The 20,825-nt window shown below is 71.5% G+C and carries 17 protein-coding genes; 14 read left to right on the top strand and 3 right to left on the bottom strand.

Features of this window, described 5'->3' with window-relative positions:
* Window positions 1-99 precede the first annotated feature (99 nt).
* The 5 genes from P8A18_RS15245 (at window position 100) to dnaN (ending at window position 7,973) form a co-directional block, all read left to right on the top strand.
* Window positions 100-3,789 carry a type I restriction endonuclease subunit R gene (locus tag P8A18_RS15245; protein ID WP_306055095.1) on the top strand — a complete coding sequence of 1,230 codons (3,690 nt, stop codon included), beginning with the start codon at window positions 100-102 and terminating at the stop codon, window positions 3,787-3,789.
* Between the two features lie 4 nt (window positions 3,790-3,793).
* Window positions 3,794-4,591, top strand: coding sequence for a M48 family metallopeptidase (locus P8A18_RS15240; protein ID WP_306055093.1), 798 nt, complete (start codon window positions 3,794-3,796; stop codon window positions 4,589-4,591).
* Window positions 4,592-4,744: 153 nt separating this feature from the next.
* Entirely contained in the window at window positions 4,745-5,614 is an 870-nt protein-coding gene (locus P8A18_RS15235) for a glycoside hydrolase family 19 protein (protein ID WP_371933776.1), read from the top strand.
* A gap of 184 nt (window positions 5,615-5,798) precedes the next feature.
* Window positions 5,799-6,695, top strand: a complete 897-nt coding sequence (locus tag P8A18_RS15230; RefSeq protein WP_306055092.1) for a glycoside hydrolase family 19 protein — start codon at window positions 5,799-5,801, stop codon at window positions 6,693-6,695.
* A 135-nt stretch (window positions 6,696-6,830) separates the two neighbouring features.
* Complete coding sequence (dnaN, locus tag P8A18_RS15225) at window positions 6,831-7,973, top strand: DNA polymerase III subunit beta (RefSeq protein WP_306055090.1); 1,143 nt, start codon at window positions 6,831-6,833, stop codon at window positions 7,971-7,973.
* Between the two features lie 56 nt (window positions 7,974-8,029).
* On the opposite strand, the gene P8A18_RS15220 is transcribed toward dnaN, so the two are convergent.
* A complete protein-coding gene (locus P8A18_RS15220) occupies window positions 8,030-10,219 on the bottom strand; it encodes a serine/threonine-protein kinase (protein WP_306055088.1) in 2,190 nt (729 codons plus the stop codon).
* Window positions 10,220-10,362: 143 nt separating this feature from the next.
* Here P8A18_RS15220 and P8A18_RS15215 point away from each other — a divergent pair, with 143 nt between their 5' ends.
* Together P8A18_RS15215 and P8A18_RS15210 are read left to right on the top strand one after the other, a co-directional pair.
* Entirely contained in the window at window positions 10,363-11,067 is a 705-nt protein-coding gene (locus tag P8A18_RS15215) for a GntR family transcriptional regulator (RefSeq protein ID WP_306055086.1), read from the top strand.
* Between the two features lie 126 nt (window positions 11,068-11,193).
* Window positions 11,194-11,841, top strand: coding sequence for a putative DNA-mimic protein (locus P8A18_RS15210; protein WP_306055084.1), 648 nt, complete (start codon window positions 11,194-11,196; stop codon window positions 11,839-11,841).
* A 43-nt stretch (window positions 11,842-11,884) separates the two neighbouring features.
* Here P8A18_RS15210 and P8A18_RS15205 read toward each other — a convergent pair whose 3' ends face one another.
* On the bottom strand, window positions 11,885-12,670 hold the full coding sequence (locus tag P8A18_RS15205) for an SLATT domain-containing protein (RefSeq protein ID WP_371933775.1): 786 nt from the start codon (window positions 12,668-12,670) through the stop codon (window positions 11,885-11,887).
* A gap of 449 nt (window positions 12,671-13,119) precedes the next feature.
* On the opposite strand from P8A18_RS15205, the gene P8A18_RS15200 reads away from it, so the two are divergent.
* The 7 genes from P8A18_RS15200 (at window position 13,120) to P8A18_RS15170 (ending at window position 19,746) form a co-directional block, all read left to right on the top strand.
* Window positions 13,120-13,458 carry a YbaB/EbfC family nucleoid-associated protein gene (locus P8A18_RS15200; RefSeq protein WP_026249513.1) on the top strand — a complete coding sequence of 113 codons (339 nt, stop codon included), beginning with the start codon at window positions 13,120-13,122 and terminating at the stop codon, window positions 13,456-13,458.
* Window positions 13,459-13,543: 85 nt separating this feature from the next.
* Window positions 13,544-14,143: a recombination mediator RecR gene (gene recR / locus P8A18_RS15195; protein ID WP_306055080.1), complete on the top strand. Its 600-nt coding sequence runs from the start codon at window positions 13,544-13,546 to the stop codon at window positions 14,141-14,143.
* Between the two features lie 86 nt (window positions 14,144-14,229).
* Window positions 14,230-14,889: a DUF5063 domain-containing protein gene (locus P8A18_RS15190; RefSeq protein WP_018551120.1), complete on the top strand. Its 660-nt coding sequence runs from the start codon at window positions 14,230-14,232 to the stop codon at window positions 14,887-14,889.
* 210 nt (window positions 14,890-15,099) lie between these two features.
* A complete protein-coding gene (locus P8A18_RS15185; protein ID WP_018551121.1) occupies window positions 15,100-16,371 on the top strand; it encodes an aspartate kinase in 1,272 nt (423 codons plus the stop codon).
* Window positions 16,368-17,432, top strand: a complete 1,065-nt coding sequence (locus tag P8A18_RS15180) for an aspartate-semialdehyde dehydrogenase (protein WP_306055078.1) — start codon at window positions 16,368-16,370, stop codon at window positions 17,430-17,432. The genes P8A18_RS15185 and P8A18_RS15180 overlap by 4 nt, the downstream gene beginning before the upstream one ends.
* A gap of 383 nt (window positions 17,433-17,815) precedes the next feature.
* Window positions 17,816-18,391: a SigE family RNA polymerase sigma factor gene (locus P8A18_RS15175; protein WP_026249514.1), complete on the top strand. Its 576-nt coding sequence runs from the start codon at window positions 17,816-17,818 to the stop codon at window positions 18,389-18,391.
* A gap of 146 nt (window positions 18,392-18,537) precedes the next feature.
* The gene (locus tag P8A18_RS15170; protein WP_306055076.1) at window positions 18,538-19,746 is read left to right on the top strand and encodes a hypothetical protein; all 1,209 of its coding nucleotides are present in this window, start codon (window positions 18,538-18,540) and stop codon (window positions 19,744-19,746) included.
* 202 nt (window positions 19,747-19,948) lie between these two features.
* Here P8A18_RS15170 and P8A18_RS15165 read toward each other — a convergent pair whose 3' ends face one another.
* Complete coding sequence (locus P8A18_RS15165) at window positions 19,949-20,821, bottom strand: SURF1 family protein (protein ID WP_306055074.1); 873 nt, start codon at window positions 20,819-20,821, stop codon at window positions 19,949-19,951.
* Window positions 20,822-20,825: the final 4 nt, after the last annotated feature.

Genomic DNA, 20,825 nt, shown 5'->3' with positions numbered 1-20,825 from the left:
GCGGGGCCTGGCCCGCGTGCCCGATTCACCCCTGGCGCACAATGGTCCCTCGCACGGTTTCACCAGTACGTCGGGTCGGTACGCGGGGGAGGCACGGGGATGGCTGCCGAAGTGGTCGGGGGAACGACCGAGCAGGGCGAGGCGGAGTGGCCGTTGCTGGCGCACCTCAAGGCGATGGGGTGGCAGCACATCGAGGGCGCCCGGCTGGCAGCCGCGGGTGAGCGCAACGACTTCGGGGACGTACTGCTGGAGCGGCGGCTGAGAGCAGCCGTGCGCCGGTGCTCCCCGTGGATGACCAACGACGCGCACACCAACCCCGCCGTCCTCGCCCTGCGAGCCGCCGCGCGCCACGTGTCGGCACAGTCGCTGCCGCAGGCCAACCGTGACGCGACCGATCTGATCCTGAGCGGCATCCTGCAGTCCGGGGCGGACGACAAGGACGTCAAGACGCGGTTCGTCGACTGGTCGCAGGAGGCGCTGGAGGGCAGCCGGGAGGAGGTCCTGGCCCGCAACGACTACCTCGTCGTCGATCAGCTGAGGGTCTGCGACGCGGACGGCAAGCCGGCCGTCCTGGACCTCGTGCTCTTCGTCAACGGCATCCCGCTCGTCGTCATCGAGTGCAAGTCGCCGGACGTACGGGACCCGCTGGGCAAGGCGATCCGCGATCTGCGCGCCTATACCGGGCGGCCCGTGGACGACGACACCCGCAGCGGGCCCGGTGCCCTGCGAGGCGTACCGCATCTCTTCGCGCCCGCCCAGCTGCTGGTTGCCGCCGACGGAACGGATGCCGTGCTCGGGACGTACTCCTCCTCCGAGGCGCACTACGCCCTGTGGCGCAGCATCAGCCCGGACTACGCGAAGGCGGAGCATCTCCGGCAGGAGCTGCGCGGCTGGGGGCTGCTGGATGCCAAGGCGCACCCCACGCTCCAGCACCAGCTCACCGCGATCGTCCTCAAGCCAGGCAATCTCCTCAACATCGTCCGGCACTACGTCTTCGAGAAGCCGCTCGACGACAAGTCCACCAGCGGCAGCAAGCCCCGGGGCCGTACCGCGCAGGCGCGAACGGCGAAGGTGGTCTGCCGGCATCAGCAGTACCGCGCCACCGAGAAGATCGTCGAGCGGCTCCGTAACCGGCGCAGCCGCCTCCTCACCGGTGGGGACATCGATGAGCGCGGCGGGGTCGTCTGGCACACCCAGGGCGCGGGCAAGAGTTTCACCATGCAGTTCCTCGCCCGACGGCTGCACGCCAGCCCGGACCCCGATCTGAACAGCATCACGATCATCGCCGTCACGGACCGCATCGACCTCCAGCGGCAGTTGCGCGAGGCCGTCGCGCTGAGCGAGTCCGAGGTGCGTGAGGCGAAGTCCCGGACTGATCTTGAGAGCCTGCTGGGAAGGGCAGGGCGGGACGGCGGACGTGCGGTCGTCTTCGCGACCATCCAGAAGTTCCTCGGCGACCTGGTGGCGAAGAACGGGAGCGGGGACACCGCGGGCGGCGAGGAGCGTTCGCTCGACGGAGAGTTCGAGGCCGGCCGGGCGAAGGCAGGGGCAGGCGTGAGCGCCGCCGAGGTCGCCGATCCCATGCCGGACGAGGAGACCCTGCGCAAGGCCGCACGGATCTTCCCCGAGTGCAGCGACTCCGACCGGGTTCTTGTCCTCGTCGACGAGGCTCATCGCTCCCACACCTCCGTCCTTCACGCCTGCCTGCGCAAGGCACTGCCCAACGCGGCAAGGGTCGGCTTCACCGGCACTCCACTCATGGAGGGCAGGCGCACCGACACCGGGCGCATCTTCGGGCTTGAACCGAGCACCACGCCCGGCGGAGATCTGGAGTTCCTCGACACGTACCGGATGACGGAGGCGGAACGCGACAAGGTCGTCGTGCCCGTGCGCTACTCGGGGCGTGCCACCACCGTCGAGGTGCGTGACAGGGAGCATCTGGACGACTGCTTCGAGGACCTGATCGAGCCGCTGGACGACAGTGAGAGAGCTCGTGTCCGGGCGAAGTACGGCACCCCGTCCAAGAGGGCCGTGGCGGAGTCGCCGCCGCTGATCTGGCGCAAGGCCGCCGACATGCTGGAGCATTACGTCACCGGCCCGCTGACCGGTGGTTTCAAGGCCCAGGTCGCGGTGGTCAGCCGGAAGGCGGCGGTTCTCTACCGCAACGCGTTCCAGGAGGCGCGCACCGAAATGCTGCTGCGCGTTGCGGAGTTCGACAGGAGCGGGCGGCGGGAAACCCTCCGGGGGCGGGCGCCGGAGACCTACACCCGCGAGGAATCGCTTCTCCTGCGCGCCTGGCAGTTCCAGGAGCTGCTGCGGCGGATCGACTTCGTACCCGTGATCTCGGCCGGCGCGGAGCAGAAGAGCGGGAGGTGGCGCGAGTGGACCGACGAGGACAACAGACGCGACCACGTCGCCCGGTTCCTTCAGCCGTTCCCCCAACTGCCCCCCGACAACCCCTGGGCCTACACGCCGCCCACCGAGCCCGACCCGGTCCCGGCGGGGGCCGTCGGCGGGATGAACCCGTGGAGCGACCTGGTCTGGGGCGAGGAGGCGGCCGACCCGCCGCCGATCGCGTTCCTCATCGTGAAGTCCATGCTGCTCACCGGCTTCGACGCCCCCATCGAACAGGCGCTCTACCTGGACCGCCCGATCCGCGACGCCGAGCTGCTCCAGGCGATCGCCCGCGTCAACCGGCCCGCCCGGCGCAAGACCGAGGGGCTGGTGGTCGACTACTACGGCGTGCTGAACAACCTCGCCGTGACCCTCGCGGCCTACCAGGGCAATCCACTCGCTCTCGACTCGCTGCGCGACATGTCCGAGGAGCTTCCGGAGCTGGGCAGGACGGCCGGGGAGTTCCGGGCCTTTCTGGCGGACGAGGGAATCGACGCGGACGGCCTCACGACCCGAGCGGGACTCGCGGCCGCGGTGCTCGCGCTCTCCGACCCCGCGCGGCGGGCCGACTTCGACGAGAAGCTCGGCGAGTTCCTGGGCGCGGTGGACCGCGTCCTGCCGCACGAGGATGCCCTGGAATTCATTCCGGACGCGCGTGCGTGGAGCGTGCTCCAGATGCGCGTGCGCCGCCACTACCGCGACGACACCGGAGGCGGCTTCGCGATGCGCGGCTACGGCCGCAAGGTGCGGGCGCTGATCGCCGACCATCTGGAGGCGTACGAGGTGAACGAGGCCGTACCGCCCGTGTCGATCCTCGCGCCCGACTTCGACGAGGTGGTCAGCAGGCTTCCGGTGCGCGAGGCGGCGGCCGAGCAGATCCAGGGGCTGCGCTACCACCTGGAGGAGCGGCAGGCGGTGGAGGACCGTGCGGTGTACCGGCAGCTGTCTGCGGAGCTGGAACGGGTCCTGGAGGAGTTCGCCGGACGATGGGAAGACATCGTCCGGGAGCTTGGACCGCTGGTCGAGCGGGCTGTCCGAGCGGAAGAGGCCGACCCCGCCGTCGCTGACCTCACCCCCATGGAGCAGCGGCTCTACGTCCTTATCGGCGAGAAGCTGGCGGAGAGCGAGCTGCTGGAGACCGCCGGTCCGCAGGAGCTGCGTCGGGTCGTGGCCGAGGTCTACGACGAGATCACCAGCCGGGTGGGCCTGGCTTCCTTCGGAGGTGAAACCCGGCATGTGGCGGTGCTGGAGGCACGCCTCTCCATCCGGCTCCGTGAGGCCGGCTACCGCCTGCGAGGCGAGGGACGTGAGGAAGTGAACCGGCTCGCCTCGACACTCGCGGGATACGCCGCACAGCACCTGGAAGCCTTCCGTTCGGAAGCGCGGAGAGAATAGGCGTATGCCCACGCTGCCCGACGCCGCCTCCGTCTCCGATGAGCCCTTGCTCACCGAGGACGGGGTGCTGTTCGTCGACGGGCGGGAACTGGGTGTACGCATCAGCCTCCGGCGCCGGCGCCTGGGCCTGACGGTCGAGCGGGACAGATCGCTCACGCTGCACGTGCCCAAGGGGTGCGGGGTTCGGCGGGCCGAGGACTTCGTCCGTTCCAGTGCGGGCTGGATCGATGCGAAGGCGCGGCTCAGCGAGGAGCGTCGGCAGCTCCATCCCACACGTTCTCTCAGGGACGGTGAGATCCACCGGTACCTGGGGCGGGACTACCGGCTCCTTGTCGTCGACGCCCCGCCGGACGAAGGCCAACCGGTCGCCGCCGTCCGTCTCGTCGCGGGCAGGCTCAGACTGGACAGCGGGGTCGCGGCAGACCCGGTGCTCGCGCGCAGGGCGCTGGCCGACTGGTACGGCAGGGCGGGGCAGCGCTGGATACAGGGACGCCTGCAGCCTTGGGCCGCCCGGATGGATCTTCCCGAGCCCACGGTGCGGGTGCGGGACCTGGGGCATCGCTGGGGCAGCTACCGGGCGGGTTCGACCGATGACGGGACGATCTCCCTCCACTGGGCGGTCTTCCAGCTTCCGATGCACCTCGTCGACTACGTGGTGGCCCACGAACTGGCCCATGTCCGAGTGCCGGGGCACGCCCCCGAGTACTGGCGCCTTCTGGGACGGGCGCTGCCGGAATGCCGTCGGCTGAAGACCGAGTTGGATGAGCTGGGCCGTCGCGTATGGATGGGAGACCTTGATTGACATGGTCCGCTGGTCTAGACCTTGACAGGTCCAGACCAGCAGCGGTTGGGTGTCGGGATGCCCGGACGGCCCGCCCCCGCTGAGGTGTCGCGCGGCGAGCCATGCCCGTCCTTGTCGAAGGAGTGAGCAGCGCTGAACCGCATCAAGAGCGTCCTGACCGTACTGAGCGCCGTCATCGCGACGGCTGCCTTCCTGCCCGGCGCCGCCAGCGCCGCTCCCGCCGCGCCGGCCGCCGCCGGCCCGGCCTCGTGCGCACCCCTGTGGAGCCCGTCGACCGCCTACTCGGCGGGCGGCGCGGTCTCGCACCACGGCCGCAACTGGACGGCGAAGTGGTGGACGCGGAACGAGAACCCGGGCGCCACCGCCGTCTGGGCCGACGCGGGTGCCTGTACGGGTGGGGTCTCCGACTTCGCCATCAGTGAGGCGGAGTTCGACGAGATCTTCCCCGACCGCGACCCCTTCTACACGTATCAGGGCCTGATCGACGCCCTGCACGCGTACCCGCGGTTCGCGAACACCGGTACCGAGCAGACCAGGAGCCGGGAGGCGGCGGCGTTCCTGACGCACGCCGACTTCGAGTCGGTCGGTCTCCAGTACGTGAAGGAGATCAACGAGGCCAACTACTGGATCAAGTGCGACTACAGCCAGCCGTTCGGCTGCCCGGCGGGCCAGTCCGCGTACTACGGGCGCGGGCCGATCATGTTCAGCTGGAACTTCAACTACAAGGCGGCGGGGGACGCCCTCGGTCTCGATCTGCTCAACGATCCCTGGCTGGTGGAGCGTGATCCCTCGGTCGCCTGGCAGACCGCGCTCTGGTACTGGAACACCCAGAACGGCCCCGGGACCATGACCTCGCACGACGCGATGGTCGGCGGGGCGGGCTTCGGCGAGACGATCCGTTCGCTCAACGGATCGCTGGAGTGCGACGGCGGCAACCCCGAATCGGTGCGGGCGCGGGTCGCCAAGTACGAGCACATCACCGATGTCATCGGCGTCGCCCCGGGTTCGGGCCTCACCTGCTGACGTCACTTCGGTGCCCCGGGCCCGTCCGCGATCCCGCATCGTGGACGGGCCCGGGGTTTAACCGGCGGAAGTTCCCTCATTGTTGGTCTAGACCTTGACAGGTCCAGACCAACAGCGCTTGAGTGTCGGCACCCCCACAGCGGTGCGCCGGGTCAGCGGTGCGCCGCGCCGAAGGAGTGTGCAGATGTTCCGACGCGTCATGGGCCTGCTCGCCGCGCTGGGCGCGGTCGTCGCAGGGCTCGTCGTACTCCCCGCCACGACCGCATCGGCCGCCGACTGCGCGGCCGCCTGGAACGCCTCGTCCGTCTACACGGGCAGCGACTCCGCCTCGTACAACGGGCACAACTGGACCGCCAAGTGGTGGACGCAGAACGAGACCCCCGGCAGCTCCGACGTCTGGGCCGACCAGGGCGCCTGCGGAGGCGGCGGCAGCACGGACCCGGGCGACCCCGGCTCCTCCTCCGGCTTCGTCGTCAGCGAGGCGCAGTTCAACCAGATGTTCCCCGGCCGCAACTCCTTCTACACGTACAGCGGGCTGGTCGCCGCCCTGGACGCCTACCCGGGCTTCGCCAACACCGGCAGTGACGACGTCAAGAAGCAGGAGGCCGCGGCCTTCCTCGCCAACGTCAGCCACGAGACCGGCGGCCTCGTGTACATCGTCGAGCAGAACACCGCCAACTACCCGCACTACTGCGACAGCGGCCAGCCCTACGGCTGCCCGGCCGGTCAGGCCGCGTACTACGGGCGCGGACCGATCCAGCTCAGCTGGAACTTCAACTACAAGGCCGCGGGCGACGCGCTCGGCATCGACCTGCTGGGCAACCCCTACCTGGTCGAGCAGGACGCGGCCGTGGCCTGGAAGACCGGCCTCTGGTACTGGAACACCCAGAACGGCCCCGGCACCATGACGGCCCACAACGCCATGGTGAACGGCGCCGGCTTCGGTGAGACGATCCGGTCCATCAACGGCTCGATCGAGTGCAACGGCGGCAACCCCGCCCAGGTCCAGAGCCGCATCGACAAGTACCAGGCGTTCACGCAGATCCTGGGCACCACGCCCGGCTCCAACCTCAGCTGCTGACCGCGGAATTCACACGTGTGGGGGACGCCCCCGGCCGCTCGGCCGGAGGCGTCCCCCACCTCGTTGTCAGTGGTGGCCTCTAACGTCGGAATCGTCGGGACCGCAGGCGGTCGGCGCACGAGGAGAGGCACCACGATGGAGTTCCTGATCGAACGCGGCGAGCTGACGGACGCCGTCGCCTGGGCCGCCCGTGTCCTGCCCACCAGATCGCCCGTGCCCGTCCTGGGCGGTCTGCTGCTGGAGGCGGCGGACGGCAGGCTGATCATCTCCGGCCTGGACTACGAGGCGTCCGCCCGCATCGAGGTGGCGGCCCGGACCGAACGGCCCGGGAAGGTCCTGGTCATGGGCCGCCGCCTGCTCGATGTCTGCAAGGTGCTGCCCGAGGGGCCGGTGGAGTGCGCGGTCGAGGGGTCGCGGTTCACGGTGACGGGCGGCGGCGCCGGATTCGGCCTGTCGGTCCTGCCGTTGGACGACTATCCGGCGCTGCCGCCGCTGCCGGACGTCCTCGGCGCCGTGGACGGGCAGGAGTTCGCGGCGGCCGTCGCCGATGTGTCGGTGGCCGCGGGCCGGGACGACACGCTGCCCACGCTCACCGGCGTCCGGCTGGGGCTCGACGGCGGGCGGCTGACCCTCGCGGCGACGGACCGCTACCGCTTCGCGGTCCGTACGCTCGGCTGGCAGCCTGCGGAGCCCGGCGTCACGGCCGATGTCGTCGTCTCGGCCCGCCGGCTCAGCGAGATCGCCCGGTCCGTCGGCGCCCGCCCGGGACCGGTCCGCCTCGCGCTGGACAAGGGCTCGGCGGGCTTCGAGCGGGAGGGCATGCGCACCACGGTCCGGCTGCTCGACGGCCGGCTCCCGCGCCACGACAAGCTGTTCGTGCTGAACGGCCCGGTCAAGGCGGTGACCGAGCGCGAGCCGCTGGTGGAGACGGTGAAGCGGGTCGCGGTGGTGGCGGACGGGGACAGTCCGCTCCAGTTCGCCTTCGCCGCCGGCTCCGTGCTGCTCCAGGCGGGATACGAGGACGACGTGGCCTCCCAGCGCCTGCCCGCCGAACTCCTGGGCACCGAGGAGATCACGGTCGCGTTCAACCCGTCGTACCTGATGGACGCGCTGGCCTCGTTCGACACCCCGGTCGTCCGGTTCCAGCTGATGGGCCAGGGGCAGCGCGCCATGATCACCGGGCACCGGGACCACGAGGAGGCGGCGGCCGCGGCGGACGGGTCGGGGGACACGGTCCACCAGCACCTGCTCATGTCGGTCAAGCCGCTGGTCCAGTGAGCACGGGCGCGGGGCCCGGCCCGCCGGTTTCTGGGCCCGCGGCCGGGCGGGGCCGGTCAGCCGGACTTCGTGTACGTGAGCTTCTCGCCGCTGGAGGTGTTCTCGCGGCTCAGCGTGCCGTCAGGGAGCAGGGTGAGCCTGGTCGGGCTGCCGGGGGAACAGGACGTCATGGGCTCGCCCTCCGTCACGGTGGACGGGCCGATCTCCACCGAATCGCCCTCGGCCGCCCCGGCGGACAGCGCCGCCTCGAAGACGCAGCGGTAGGTGCCGCCCGTGGCCAGCGGGCCCTCGGCGGTCAGGGTGAGGATGGTGTCGCCCACCTCGCCCTGCCGGATGACGAGTTCACGGGTGGAGTGCCCGGTGGCGTTGTCGATGCTGCCGGACCAGGACCCGAGGTAGCCCTCGGGGACGCCGCCCTCCTCGCCGTTCTGCCCGTCGTCGCTGGGGGAGGGGTCAGGGGAGACGGAGACGTCCGGGGACGGGGAGTCGCCGGTGTCCCCGGACGGGGACGGGCCGGCGGAGTGGGAGGGGCCCGCCGTGGGCTTCCCGCCCTTGTCGTTCATGAGCGCGTAGACGGAGCCCCCGGCCCCTATCGCGACCAGCACGGCGACGACGACGAGAGCGACGGTCGAGCCTCTGCGGCGGCCCGGCTCCGGCGCGGGGGCCGGGTGCGGGGCGGGGGCCGGGTAGCCGGGGCCGTACGGGGGAGTCGCGACGAGGCCGGGCTGCTGCGGGTATCCGTAGGGGTAGCCGTGGTCCTGGCCGGGCTGCTGCGGATAGCCGTAACCCGGGGCGGGGCTGGGCTGTTGCGGCGGGCCGAAGCCCTGGACCGGCTGCTGCGGGTAGCCGTAGCCGGGCGGCGCGGCGGGCGGCGGTCCGCTCGGTGGCGGTCCGCTCGGCTGCGGGGCGACGGGGCCGGGCGCGGCGATCGCGGTGGGGAGCGCGTGGACGGGCGCGGGCGGCGTGGCCGAGGGCTCGCCGGGCGTGGCGGGGAGCACGGCGGTGGGTGGCTCGGGCGGGGGGCCCGGCGCCGGCGCGGGTCCGCTCGCAGCCCCGCCAGGGGCCGGCTTGGTCAGGGAGGCCGGACCGGCCGGGACCGGGGCGGCCACCGGGACCGCGTCCTGTGGCCCCGCGCCGCCCTGCGGCCCGGCGACCGGCTGTCCCGCGACCGGCTGTCCCGCGACCGGCTGCTGTCCGGCGACCGGCGGCCGCGCGTCCCGTGGCTCCGCGTGCCCGGGGCCGCCTCCTGCCGGCCCGCTCCCTGTCGGCCCGTTGCCTGCCGCCCCGGCGTCGGACGGCCCCGCGTCCTCGGGGTCCTCCGAGTCGAGCAGTTCCACGGCGTGGCGGCCGAGTTGGGCGATGAGCGCGCCCGGCAGCCAGGGCTCCGGGCTGTTGTCGCCGTCGGCGAGCAGGGCCAGGATGTCGTCCGTGGACGGCCGGGCCTGCGGGTCCTTGTGGAGGCAGCCCCGGATCAGGTCGTCGAGGCCGGCCGTCACGCCGGTCAGGTCGGGGTCCTCCTGCGCGATGCGGAACAGCAGGGCGTGCATCTCGTTGGCCGCAGCCCCGAAGGGCAGCCGCCCGGTCAGGGCGTACGTCAGCACCGAGCCCAGGCAGAACACGTCGCTCGCCGCGCTCACGCGCTCGCCCCGCACCTGCTCGGGCGACATGAAGCCGGGCGAGCCGACCAGTGCGCCGGTGCGGGTGAGACCGCCGTCGGTGACGGTGTCCAGGGCTCTGGCTATCCCGAAGTCGATGACGCGCGGACCGTCGATCGTCAGGAGGATGTTGGACGGCTTCAGGTCCCGGTGGATGAGGCCGGCCGTGTGGATGGCCTTCAGGGCGTGTGCGAGACCGGAGCCCAGAATGCGGACGGACCGTTCAGGCAGGGGGCCGTAGGTGCCGGGGGCGGGCCCGGACGAGGCGCTGGGCCGGCCCGAGACGGTGGCATGGAGGGAGGGCCCCGCGACATAACCGGTGGCGACCCACGGCACGTCGGCGTCGGTGTCGGCGTCCAGCACCGGGGCGGTCCACGTCGAGCCCACCCGGCGGGCGGCCTGCACCTCCTGCCGGAACCGGTCGCGGAACACCTGCTGAGCGGCGAGTTCCTCGCGTACGAGCTTGAGCGCGACCGTACGGCCGCGGTCGGAACGGGCCAGATACACCTGGCCCATCCCGCCCGCGCCGAGGCGCCCCAGCAGGCGGTACGCGCCGATGCGCTGTGGATCGGTGGACCCGAGCTTTTCCATGGTGTGCGGCCTCCCCCGTACGACAACACGCCGGACGGGGACGAGAATAGCGGCGTGGATCGCCGTGCCGCGGCCCCTCCGGGGCTCGGGGCCGGTCAGGCGCCGGTCTAAGGTGACCCGGAACCGAATCGGGGAGGGGCACCATGTGCGCGAGCGGAGCCGTCACCCGCAGCACCCTGCGGCAGCAGATCGCGGACGCGCTGCGTGACGAAGTGCTCGCCGGGCGCCTGCTGCCGGGGCGGGAGTTCACCGTCAAGCAGATCGCCGAGCAGTACGGGGTCTCCGCGACGCCCGTCCGCGAGGCGCTGTTCGACCTGTCCGCGCAGGGGCTCCTCGAATCCGACCAGCACCGCGGGTTCCGGGTGCACCAGTTCTCCGTCGCGGACTACCGGGCCATGGTGGAGGCCCGTGCCCTGGTCATGGACGGGGTCATCCGGGACGTCTTCCGCGATCAGGCCCCGTCGCGGCACGGGGGCTACGGGGACGCGCTCGTCTCCGTACGCCGCCGCGCCGAGGAGGCGGCCCGCGCGGCACGCTGCGGCGACCTGGACATACTCATCGGCTACGACCTGCGCTTCTGGCGGGAGGTCGGCGGGCTCGTCGGCAACGGCTACATCAGCGACTTCCTGCACCGGCTGCGCGTCCAGGCATGGATGTTCGCCGTTCCCTACCTGCGCGGCGACGCCGATATGCGGGACTGGCTGTGGAAGGGCCACGCCGAGCTCGTCGCCGCGATCACGCACCGGGACCGCGACGCCCTGCGCGCGGTGATCGACGACTACAACGGCCACGCGCTGAGCTGGGCCGACCGGCTGGCGGATCACCCGGCCACTCCCGGGCGCCCCTGACCCGGCGCCACCGGCCCACCGCGCCCACCGCGCACCGAGCCCGTCACGAGCGACCACTGTGCGCGAGGTGCCGACCGCATTACGCTGTCCCGACCACCGCACGCCCCCGTTGGAGAGCGAGACTTCGTGGCCTGTGACCTGTGGCTGGTCCCCCTCGTCGATGTGCTGTGCCACAGCCCCGACAACCCCTTCGCCGATGAGATAGCCGTCTACGACAAGGCCCTGGGCGAGGCGGGACTGCCGCCCGTCCCGGTCTATGCCTACATGCCGGGGCTGACCGGCGACGTGGCTCCGATCGCTGGCTTCGACTACGACGCGCTGCACCTCCTGCGCAGCGCCTACCTGCTCCAGCTCAGCGGCCTCGCCGTCACGCCGGTCGACGCGCTGGGCGGGGACTACGAGCAGCTGCTGGAGATGTTCGAGCCGACGGCCCGGCAGTCGCACCTGGTGTGGCACTTCGACCACGCGGGGGCGTACGTGCCCCTGGACTTCCCCGCCCCCGTCTCCACCGACGACCTCATGGAGGCCGGCGGGCCGCTCGGCTCCGCGCACGGGCTGCTGCGTGAGCTGGAGTTCGTCGCCCCGGCGATCGGTATCGACCCGGCGAACCCGCCGGCCGCCCCGCTGCCGCCCGCCGCGCCGACCGAGCTGGAGGAGCCGGCGAGCGTCCCGTACGACGACAACCCCTTCGCCCGGGAACGGCACGTCTGGCTCGGCCTGCACGCCGCGGCCACCCGCAGCCTGGCCCAGGGGTCGATGATCGTCTTCAGCTGACGCGGCCGGGCGCCCGCCGGGGCCCCGCACTGTCCGGGACCGGTCAGCGCGGGGACTCCGGCGGACGCTGCCGCGGCATGTTCGGCCGGCCCATCGACTGGAGCGGGAAGCGGCCGGGCGACGCCCCCTGCTCCGGGCGCCCGCTCCCGGTACCGCCGGTGACCAGCGCCTGCATGCCCATCGGCGCGGGCCCGGCCCGGAACTCCACCATCCAGTCGGCGGTCTCCGACCGTACGAGCTCCGTGATGTCCTCGGAGAAGCGCCGCAGCACCCCCAGGCACCGCTCGGTCGCCTCGCTCGCCGTGCCCTCGGCCGGGCCGAGCACCTCCCGTACGCACTCCGACGACCAGTCGAAGCGGAGCACCTGGAGCCGCCGCTGCACGGCCTGCGCCGTCGCGAGATTCCTTATCCAGCCCGAGGTGAGGCCGAAGTACCGGTCGCACGCCATGCACGCGGCACCCAGCAGCAGCGACAGATACCCCCAGCCGGCCGCGTCGTGCAGCGCGCCCGTCAGGTCGAGCAGCGGCAGGGCGGCGCCCGCGACCACACCGGCGGCGGTGCCGATCCGCAGCGCCCTGGCCGCGCGCCGCTTCCACAGCCGGTCGTTCAGATACCACTCGGCGGTACGCAGCGCGTCCGCTTCCGCCCATCGGTACAGCTCGTCCAGCCGCTGGGACGGTTCGCCCCAGTCGCCCAGCGGGAACGGCTCCCCGGTCAGGTCATGGCCCCGCCCACCGCGGTCCTCGGCGCCGGAGCCCGTACCGGAGGGAGCGGCCGGACCCGCTGGACCGGGCGTGCCGGACTTGCTGGGCGGCACTTCGGGCTGCATCTCCGGCTGACTCACCGGGGTACTCCTCTGCATGCTGCGTGGCGACGCGTGCTCTCGACCGCGTACTCGTACTCGACGACGGGGCGGATCTCTGTTCCCCAGGGGGCGTCCGGCATATCCCCGCGGTGTCACGGGTACGTGTCGGACACCCTCTGGCTGCTCCATGCCCCTGGACGCGACGGGCAGTCCCCCTTGCGTAACCATGCGTGACGGGAGGGGTGCGCGTGCGTACCGGGACGCATGCCCTTCCTACCGCCGAATGGTGGGCCGCGGGGTCGAAATCGCGGTATTCCCGGGTGCGTACGGCCTCTGGTCAGGTATAGGACTCCCGGCACCACTCTCTCGATCTCACTCGAAAGAGTTGCTCGTCGGCGGGTGGGGCGCACCGCCCGGGGACCACGTAGGCTCGGCGTACCGAAACATTTGTCGTCGAAATGCCTGGAGTGACCGTGATTCCCGGTGGTGGTCAGCCCAATATGCAGCAGCTGCTGCAGCAGGCCCAGAAGATGCAGCAGGACCTCGCCCAGGCCCAGGAGGAGCTTGCCAGGACAGAGGTCGACGGCCAGGCGGGCGGTGGCCTGGTCAAGGCGACGGTCAACGGCTCGGGCGAGCTGCGAGGCCTGGTGATCGACCCGAAGGCGGTGGACCCGGAGGACACCGAGACCCTCGCGGACCTCGTCGTTGCGGCGGTGCAGGCGGCCAACGAGAACGCCCAGCAGCTCCAGCAGCAGAAGCTCGGCCCGCTGACCCAGGGTCTGGGCGGCGGCATGCCCGGCCTGCCGTTCTGACCGTCCGCATACCCATACCCAAGACCGTACGTACCCCCTACGGTACGTACCACGACCCGGCCGGCTCAGTCAGGAAGGCGTTCCGTTGTACGAAGGCGTGGTTCAGGACCTCATCGACGAACTGGGCAGGCTGCCCGGCGTCGGTCCCAAGAGCGCGCAGCGGATCGCCTTCCACATCCTCCAGTCCGAGCCCACGGATGTGCGGCGCCTCGCCCATGCCCTCCTGGAGGTCAAGGACAAGGTCCGCTTCTGCGCGGTCTGCGGCAATGTGGCGCAGCAGGAGGAGTGCGGCATCTGCCGCGACCAGCGGCGCGACCGGTCGGTCATCTGTGTGGTCGAGGAGCCGAAGGACGTCGTCGCGATCGAGCGGACCCGTGAGTTCCGGGGCCGCTACCACGTGCTGGGCGGCGCGATCAGCCCCATCGAGGGCGTCGGCCCGGACGATCTGCGCATCCGTGAACTGCTGGCCCGCCTCGCCGACGGCTCCATCACGGAACTGATCCTGGCGACCGACCCCAACCTGGAGGGCGAGGCCACCGCGACGTACCTGGCGCGGATGGTCAAGCCGATGGGCCTGCGCGTCACCAGGCTGGCCAGCGGCCTGCCGGTGGGCGGCGACCTGGAGTACGCGGACGAGGTCACCCTCGGCCGCGCCTTCGAGGGGAGGCGACTGCTGGATGTCTGACGCCCCCGCCTCTCACAGCGGTTTTACGTTCAGCGCGGTTATCTTCTACTCACCGTCTCCGACCGTGCACACGGGAGGTCTCCTCGATGTCTGACGCCACGTTGAACACCGTCACGCACGACCCCGGCGACTTCGCGGTCCAGATCGCCGACCAGATCAAGACGTTCATCGTCGCGGTCACCGAGGTGTCCGGGGTCGAGGAGCCGGAGGAGGCCGTTCCGGTCCTGCTCCTCCAGGTCTCCCAGCTCCTGCTGGCCGGTGGCCGGCTCGGCGCGTACGAGGACATCGTCCCCGACGAGCGCTACGAGCCCGACCTGGGCGCCGAGCCGGACGCGGACGGCCTGCGCGAGCGTTTCGCGGTCCTGCTGGAGCCGATCGACGTCTACTCCGAGGTCTTCGACCCGTACGAGCCCCGCAAGGCCCCCGTCGCCGCCCGCATCTCCGACGACCTGGCCGACCTCGTGACCGACCTGCGCCACGGCCTGGCCCACTACGAGGAGGGGCGCACCGTCGAGGCCCTGTGGTGGTGGCAGTTCTCGTACTTCTCCAACTGGGGCTCGACCGCCTCCGCCGCGCTGCGCGCCCTCCAGTCCCTCATCGCCCACATCCGCCTCAACCAGCCCCTCCAGGAGCTGGACGGCCTGGACACCGACCAGGACGCGGGCGACGACGACCTGGCAGAGGAGGCGGGCCGCGTCATGGTCGAGGAGATCGCGGGTCCGCTGGGCCTGCGGCCGGTGAAGTAGCGGGGCGGCTTCCGTCGCTGCGTGTGGGCTGGGCCACATACGGGAATGCGTACGGGTTCGGTGGGCAGCAGCGCGTTACGAGCAGTTCGGAGCGACACGCCGATGATCACGTGGTGAGCGGGACATCTCAGCATGTGGTATCAGCGAGGCCTTTCCGGGCTGCTCGTTAAACTGAGCCGACCGCAGTAATGGACTGAGCGAGGAGCGCACGTGGGCCTTGTCGTGCAGAAGTACGGAGGCTCCTCCGTAGCCGATGCCGAGGGCATCAAGCGGGTCGCCAAGCGAATCGTCGATGCCAAGAAGAACGGCAACCAGGTGGTTGTCGTGGTGTCAGCGATGGGCGACACGACGGACGAGCTGATCGATCTCGCCGGACAGGTATCCCCGATACCGGCCGGGCGTGAGTTCGACATGCTGCTGACCGCGGGAGAGCGGATCTCCATGGCGCTGCTGGCCATGGCGATCAAAAACCTGGGCCACGAGGCCCAGTCGTTCACCGGCAGCCAGGCAGGCGTCATCACCGACTCGGTCCACAACAAAGCGCGCATCATCGATGTGACGCCGGGCCGTATCCGTACGGCGCTGGACGAGGGGAACATCGCGATCGTCGCGGGGTTCCAGGGTGTGTCCCATGACAAGAAGGACATCACCACCCTCGGCCGCGGCGGGTCCGACACCACGGCCGTCGCGCTCGCCGCCGCGCTGGACGCCGAGGTCTGCGAGATCTACACCGACGTGGACGGCGTCTTCACCGCCGACCCGCGGGTCGTGAAGAAGGCCCGTAAGATCGACTGGATCTCCTTCGAGGACATGCTGGAGCTGGCCGCGTCCGGCTCCAAGGTGCTGCTGCACCGGTGCGTCGAGTACGCACGCCGTTACAACATCCCGATCCATGTCCGCTCGTCCTTCTCCGGACTGCGCGGCACCTGGGTCAGCAACGAGCCGCAAGGGGACCAGAAGGTGGAGCACGCGATCATCTCCGGAGTCGCCCATGACGTCTCCGAGGCCAAGATCACCGTCGTCGGCGTGCCCGACAAGCCGGGTGAGGCCGCCGCGATCTTCCGCACGATCGCGAACGCCGAGGTCAACATCGACATGGTGGTGCAGAACGTCTCCGCCGCCTCGACGGGCCTGACGGACATCTCGTTCACGCTCCCGAAGGCCGAGGGCCGCAAGGCCATCGACGCCCTGGAGCGCAACCGCGGCGTGATCGGCTTCGACTCGCTGCGCTACGACGACCAGATCGCCAAGATCTCCCTCGTCGGCGCGGGCATGAAGACCAACCCCGGCGTCACCGCCGGCTTCTTCGAGGCGCTCTCGGACGCCGGTGTGAACATCGAGCTGATCTCGACATCCGAGATCCGCATCTCGGTGGTCACCCGCGCCGACGACGTCAACGAGGCCGTGCGCGCCGTGCACACCGCCTTCGGTCTCGACAGCGACTCCGACGAGGCAGTCGTGTACGGGGGCACCGGCCGATGACCGCACGCCGCCCTTCGCTCGCGGTCGTCGGCGCGACCGGGGCGATCGGTGGCGTCATGCTCCAGATCCTCTCGCAGCACGCGGACGTCTGGGGCGAGGTCAGACTCGTCGCCTCACCGCGCTCGGCCGGCCGCAAGCTGGTCGTACGCGGTGAGGAGAGCGAGGTACTCGAACTCACCGAGGACGTCTTCGACGGCATCGACGTGGCGCTCTTCCTGGTGCCCGCCGATGTCTCCGCGCGCTGGGCCCCGCTCGCCGCGTCCAAGGGCGCCGTCGTCATCGACGACTCCACGGCGTTCCGGGCGGACGGTGACGTTCCGCTCGTCGTGCCCGAGATCAATCCGCACGCGGTACGGATCAGGCCGCGCGGCATCGTCGCGAACCCGAACTGCACCACGCTGGCGCTGATCGTCGCGGTCGGCGCCCTGCACGCCGAGTTCGGCCTGCGCGAGCTGGTCGTCTCGTCCTACCAGGCCGTCAGCGGCGCCGGACGCGACGGTATCGCCGCGCTGCGCGAACAGCTGTCGATGGTGGCCGGCACCGAACTCGGTACGAAGCCGGGGGACGTACGACGCGTCGTCGGCGACACGCACGGCGGCCCGTTCGCCGCGCCGGTCGCGCTCAACGTCGTCCCGTGGGCCGGGACGGACGCCGGGGACGGCTGGTCGTCCGAGGAACTGGCCATCCGCGACGAGTGCCGCAAGATCCTCGACCTGCCGAGCCTGCGGGTGTCGGCGACCTGCGTCTACGTACCGGTCGTCGCCACGCACTCGATGTCCGTGCACGCCCGCTTCGAGAACGAGGTGGCGGTCGACCGGGCGCACGAGATCCTGGCGACCGCTCCCGGCGTGGTGCTGTACGACAGCCCGGGTGCCGGAGACTTCCCCACCCCCTCCGACGTGGTGGGGACCGACCCGACCTGGGTCGGCCGGGTCCGGCGCTCGCTGGACGACCCCCGAGGGCTGGAACTCTTCGTCTGCGGCGACAACCTCCGCAAGGGCGCGGCGCTCAACGTGGCCCAGATCGCGGAGTCGGTGGCCGCGGAATTCCCCAGGTCCTGACCGGACGCGATCACCATGTTCCGATCGAACCTGTTTTGTACGTTCTGTGAACGACCTGTGAGCAACTCGCTGGTCTGAACCTCTTGAGCTGGGGAGTCGCCGTGACCGACGATGACCTTTCGGTTCGTTGCAACCGCGGGTCGGGCGCCAGGCGTCTAAGCGGACACTTCTTGCGCGGCGGGGCGCATGTGCGGGGCATCTGGGGAAGAGCGGGTTCGTATGAAGGCATATCGCATGGCCTCAAACGCGGTGCCGTATGCGTACAACCCTGACGGGGGGAAGCGTGTCCAACTGGCGTGGCAGAGGTTCTCGATATCACAGTGGTGGGCCCCTTGCGCGGCGCCTCGGTGCGACCGCTCCGACGGGCTCGTACAACCGGCGGTATGCCAGTGATCGCGCCCATGCCGGCCGCGCGTCGGACGGGGCTGCCGTCGCAGCGCGAGGGCGCTGAAGAGGGCGTGGCAGCCGGAACCACCGTCGACCATCTCACCGAAACCTACCGCGCCCACTACCGTTCACTGCTCGGCCTCGCGGCCCTGCTCCTGGACGACACGGCGTCCTGCGAGGACGTCGTGCAGGAGGCGTTCATCCGCGTGCACTCGGCACGCAACCGGGTCCGCGAGCCCGAGAAGACCCTCGCGTATCTGCGCCAGACCGTCGTCAACCTCTCCCGCTCCGCCCTGCGCCGCCGCATCCTCGGGCTGAAGCTGCTCTCCAAACCCATGCCGGACATGGCGAGCGCGGAGGAGGGCGCGTACGACCAGCTGGAGCGGGACGCGCTGATCAAGGCGATGCGCGGTCTGCAGCGGCGCCAGCGCGAGGTGCTTGTCCTGCGCTACTTCGCGGACATGACCGAGGCTCAGGTCGCCGAAACGCTGGGGATATCCCTGGGCTCGGTGAAGGCATACGGGTCCCGCGGCATCGCGGCACTGCGCGTGGTGATGGAGGCGCAGGCATGATCCGGCGCGGCGACCACTACGACCAGGATCATGAACAGGACCTGCGACCCGGGGGCGGAAGCGGACCGCGGCGCGGCCCCTCGCGCGGACTGCCGACCGACCGGACTGGAAGCGGACTGCCCACCGACCGGACTGGAAACGGAACTGTGAACCACGGGCCGGAGAAAGCCCCGCACGCGGGCCGCGACGAGGGACCGGACGCGCGTACCGCCGGGGACGGCGACACCGCCCGCTTCGCGACCCCGGCCGACCTCTTCGGCGGTGGTGGCCCCTTCGGCGGCGGCCCCGCGGGCGGCGGCCCGTTCGGTCTCGGTGACGGCGAGGGTGACGACGAGGACGCGCTGCGCCGGATGATGCGCGGCGTCGTGCAGGGCCTGGAGCCCAGCGAGGGCAGCCTCGACCGCCTGTACCGCGCGGTGCCCGCCAGGCGTGCCCGTCGGCGGCAGGCGCTCGTCGGCGCGGCGGCCGCCGCGCTGCTCATCGGTACGGCGGTTCCCGCCTTTGTCCACGTCGCCGGCTCGAAGGGCTCCAGCACCGCGAGCCCTGCCATCGCCGGCCACGGCGAACAGGCACAGGGCGGCAACGGCGACGCCCCCGGCGCGGACTCCGGCAACGGGAGCGGTGGCGACGGCGGCGCCGGGCAGCACAACGGCGGCCAGGGCCTCCCGCAGAGCACCGTGAGCCCGTCCGGAAGCAGCGGCCAGGGCATGGACGGCGATACGACAGGTGCCTCCGCCGATCCGGCCGTCAGCGCGGAGAACGCCATGCCCGCGTGCGATCCGGGGCAGCTGGGCGTCAAGTCGGCGCGGACCGGCGCCGCCGGTGCCGACGGCACGGTGTACGGGGCCTTCCGCATCGCCAACGTGTCCAGCACGGACTGCTCGGTGAGCAGCAGCGGGACGGTGGGCTTCGAGGCGATGGGCGCGGCCGACCCGACCCGGATCGAGGTCGTCCGGCACACCGAGGGCGACCCGGCCTCCGGCCTCCCCGACCCGGCGACCGAGGAGGGCACCGTCCTGCTCAAGCCGGACATGGTCTACGAGGTGCAGTTCGCCTGGGTCCCCAAGGACACCTGCCCGTCCACCGGCAGCTCGCCCACCCCGACACCGACGGAGGGAGCGGCCGGCAGCGGCAACGGCGGCGGCACGTCGGGATCCACCGCGGGCAGCGGTACGGGGGAGAGCGAGGCCGGTACGGAGACGCAGTTCGGCTCCGCCGAGGGCGGGGGAGCCGCGCAGGGCAGCATCTCCGTGCAGCACACCCCGGAGCCCGGGGCCCCGGTCGCCGCGACCAAGATCGAAAATGCGTGCGCGGGCACGATCTACCGGACCGGCGTCCTGGAACCTTCGTCGTAGGGGCGAGGGCTCAGAGCGTGTCCGGGCGTACGGCGAGAGTGCGTGCCAGGCGTCGCGGCGGGCCCGCGAAGACCCGCCGGACAGGCCCCGGGGGCGGAGGGCGCGACGGGCCCGGGGCCCGGAACGGGACCACCGCACACCGGCCACCCGCGCCCCGCTCGGCCCGGCTCGGCCGCCGTGTCGGCCCGGGAGGAGGCCCGGCTCACTGCCCCGCAGGGGCCTCCGCGTCGGGGACCAGGCCGAGCTTCAGGTCCCTGGCGGCCTCGGCCTCGCGCCGCAGCAGCCGGAACCACATGAAGACGACGAACGCGGCGAAGACGAACCACTCACCGGTGTAACCGAGGTTCTGGAACGCCTTCAGGTCGAGCCCGCCACCCTCGGGCGCGGTGGCCGGTACGGGGCGCAGAGCGGTCGCACCGGCCTGCCCGGCGCTGCCCGCCGAGTCGCCCGAGGTGTCCTTGGCCCCGGAGGTGCCCGAGGTGTCTGAGGTGTCCTCGGCCCCGGTGTCGCTCGTCCGGAGCGTCACCCACGCGTCGTACACGTCGTACGGCACGAGGTTGACCAGCGACGCCGCGCTGATGATGCCCACCTGTCCGTCGGGCAGCCCGCCCGACGCGTTGACCCCGGCGCTCCCCGCGCTCTCCGAGGCCTGGAGGTCGCCGGTCACCGTGACCCGGCCGGCCGGTGCGGCCGGTACGGGGGTCCGGCCCGCCTTCCCCGGCAGCCAGCCGCGCACCACCGGCAGGGCCTTGCCGCTGTCGGTCCTCAGCATGTCCAGGACGTAGAAGCCCTGCTGGTCGTCCAGCTCCCGGCCGGGGACCAGGAAGCGGTCCGCGTACCGGCCGGTCGCGGTGGCCGGCCGGCCGGAGGTCTCCGTGTCGACGGGCAGCAGCTCGGCGAGCGGCTTGGCGGCCCGGGTGCCCGGCGCGGGCTGCTTCTCGGCAGCCTCGTGCGTGTGCACGCGGTCCTCGAAGCGGCCGAGCTGCCAGGTGCCCATGAACACGCAGAACGGGATGGCCAGCACGACGAAGAGGTTGATCCCCCACCATCGCGGGGTCAGCAGGAACCGGTACACCCCT

The organism is Streptomyces sp. Mut1 (genome assembly GCF_030719295.1).
GTDB classification, from domain to species: Bacteria; Actinomycetota; Actinomycetes; order Streptomycetales; family Streptomycetaceae; genus Streptomyces; species Streptomyces castrisilvae.
The sequence above is the reverse complement of the archived record's forward strand: the minus strand, read 5'-3'. Positions and strand labels throughout refer to the sequence as shown.

Coding starts and splice junctions, on each gene's coding strand:
- P8A18_RS15220 (WP_306055088.1), bottom strand. CDS start 10,219: ATGGAAAAGCTCGGGTCCACCGATCCACAGCGCATCGGCGCGTACCGC.
- P8A18_RS15230 (WP_306055092.1), top strand. CDS start 5,799: ATGTTCCGACGCGTCATGGGCCTGCTCGCCGCGCTGGGCGCGGTCGTC.
- P8A18_RS15215 (WP_306055086.1), top strand. CDS start 10,363: ATGTGCGCGAGCGGAGCCGTCACCCGCAGCACCCTGCGGCAGCAGATC.
- P8A18_RS15245 (WP_306055095.1), top strand. CDS start 100: ATGGCTGCCGAAGTGGTCGGGGGAACGACCGAGCAGGGCGAGGCGGAG.
- P8A18_RS15180 (WP_306055078.1), top strand. CDS start 16,368: ATGACCGCACGCCGCCCTTCGCTCGCGGTCGTCGGCGCGACCGGGGCG.
- dnaN (WP_306055090.1), top strand. CDS start 6,831: ATGGAGTTCCTGATCGAACGCGGCGAGCTGACGGACGCCGTCGCCTGG.
- P8A18_RS15190 (WP_018551120.1), top strand. CDS start 14,230: ATGTCTGACGCCACGTTGAACACCGTCACGCACGACCCCGGCGACTTC.
- P8A18_RS15240 (WP_306055093.1), top strand. CDS start 3,794: ATGCCCACGCTGCCCGACGCCGCCTCCGTCTCCGATGAGCCCTTGCTC.
- P8A18_RS15205 (WP_371933775.1), bottom strand. CDS start 12,670: ATGCAGCCCGAAGTGCCGCCCAGCAAGTCCGGCACGCCCGGTCCAGCG.
- P8A18_RS15175 (WP_026249514.1), top strand. CDS start 17,816: ATGCCAGTGATCGCGCCCATGCCGGCCGCGCGTCGGACGGGGCTGCCG.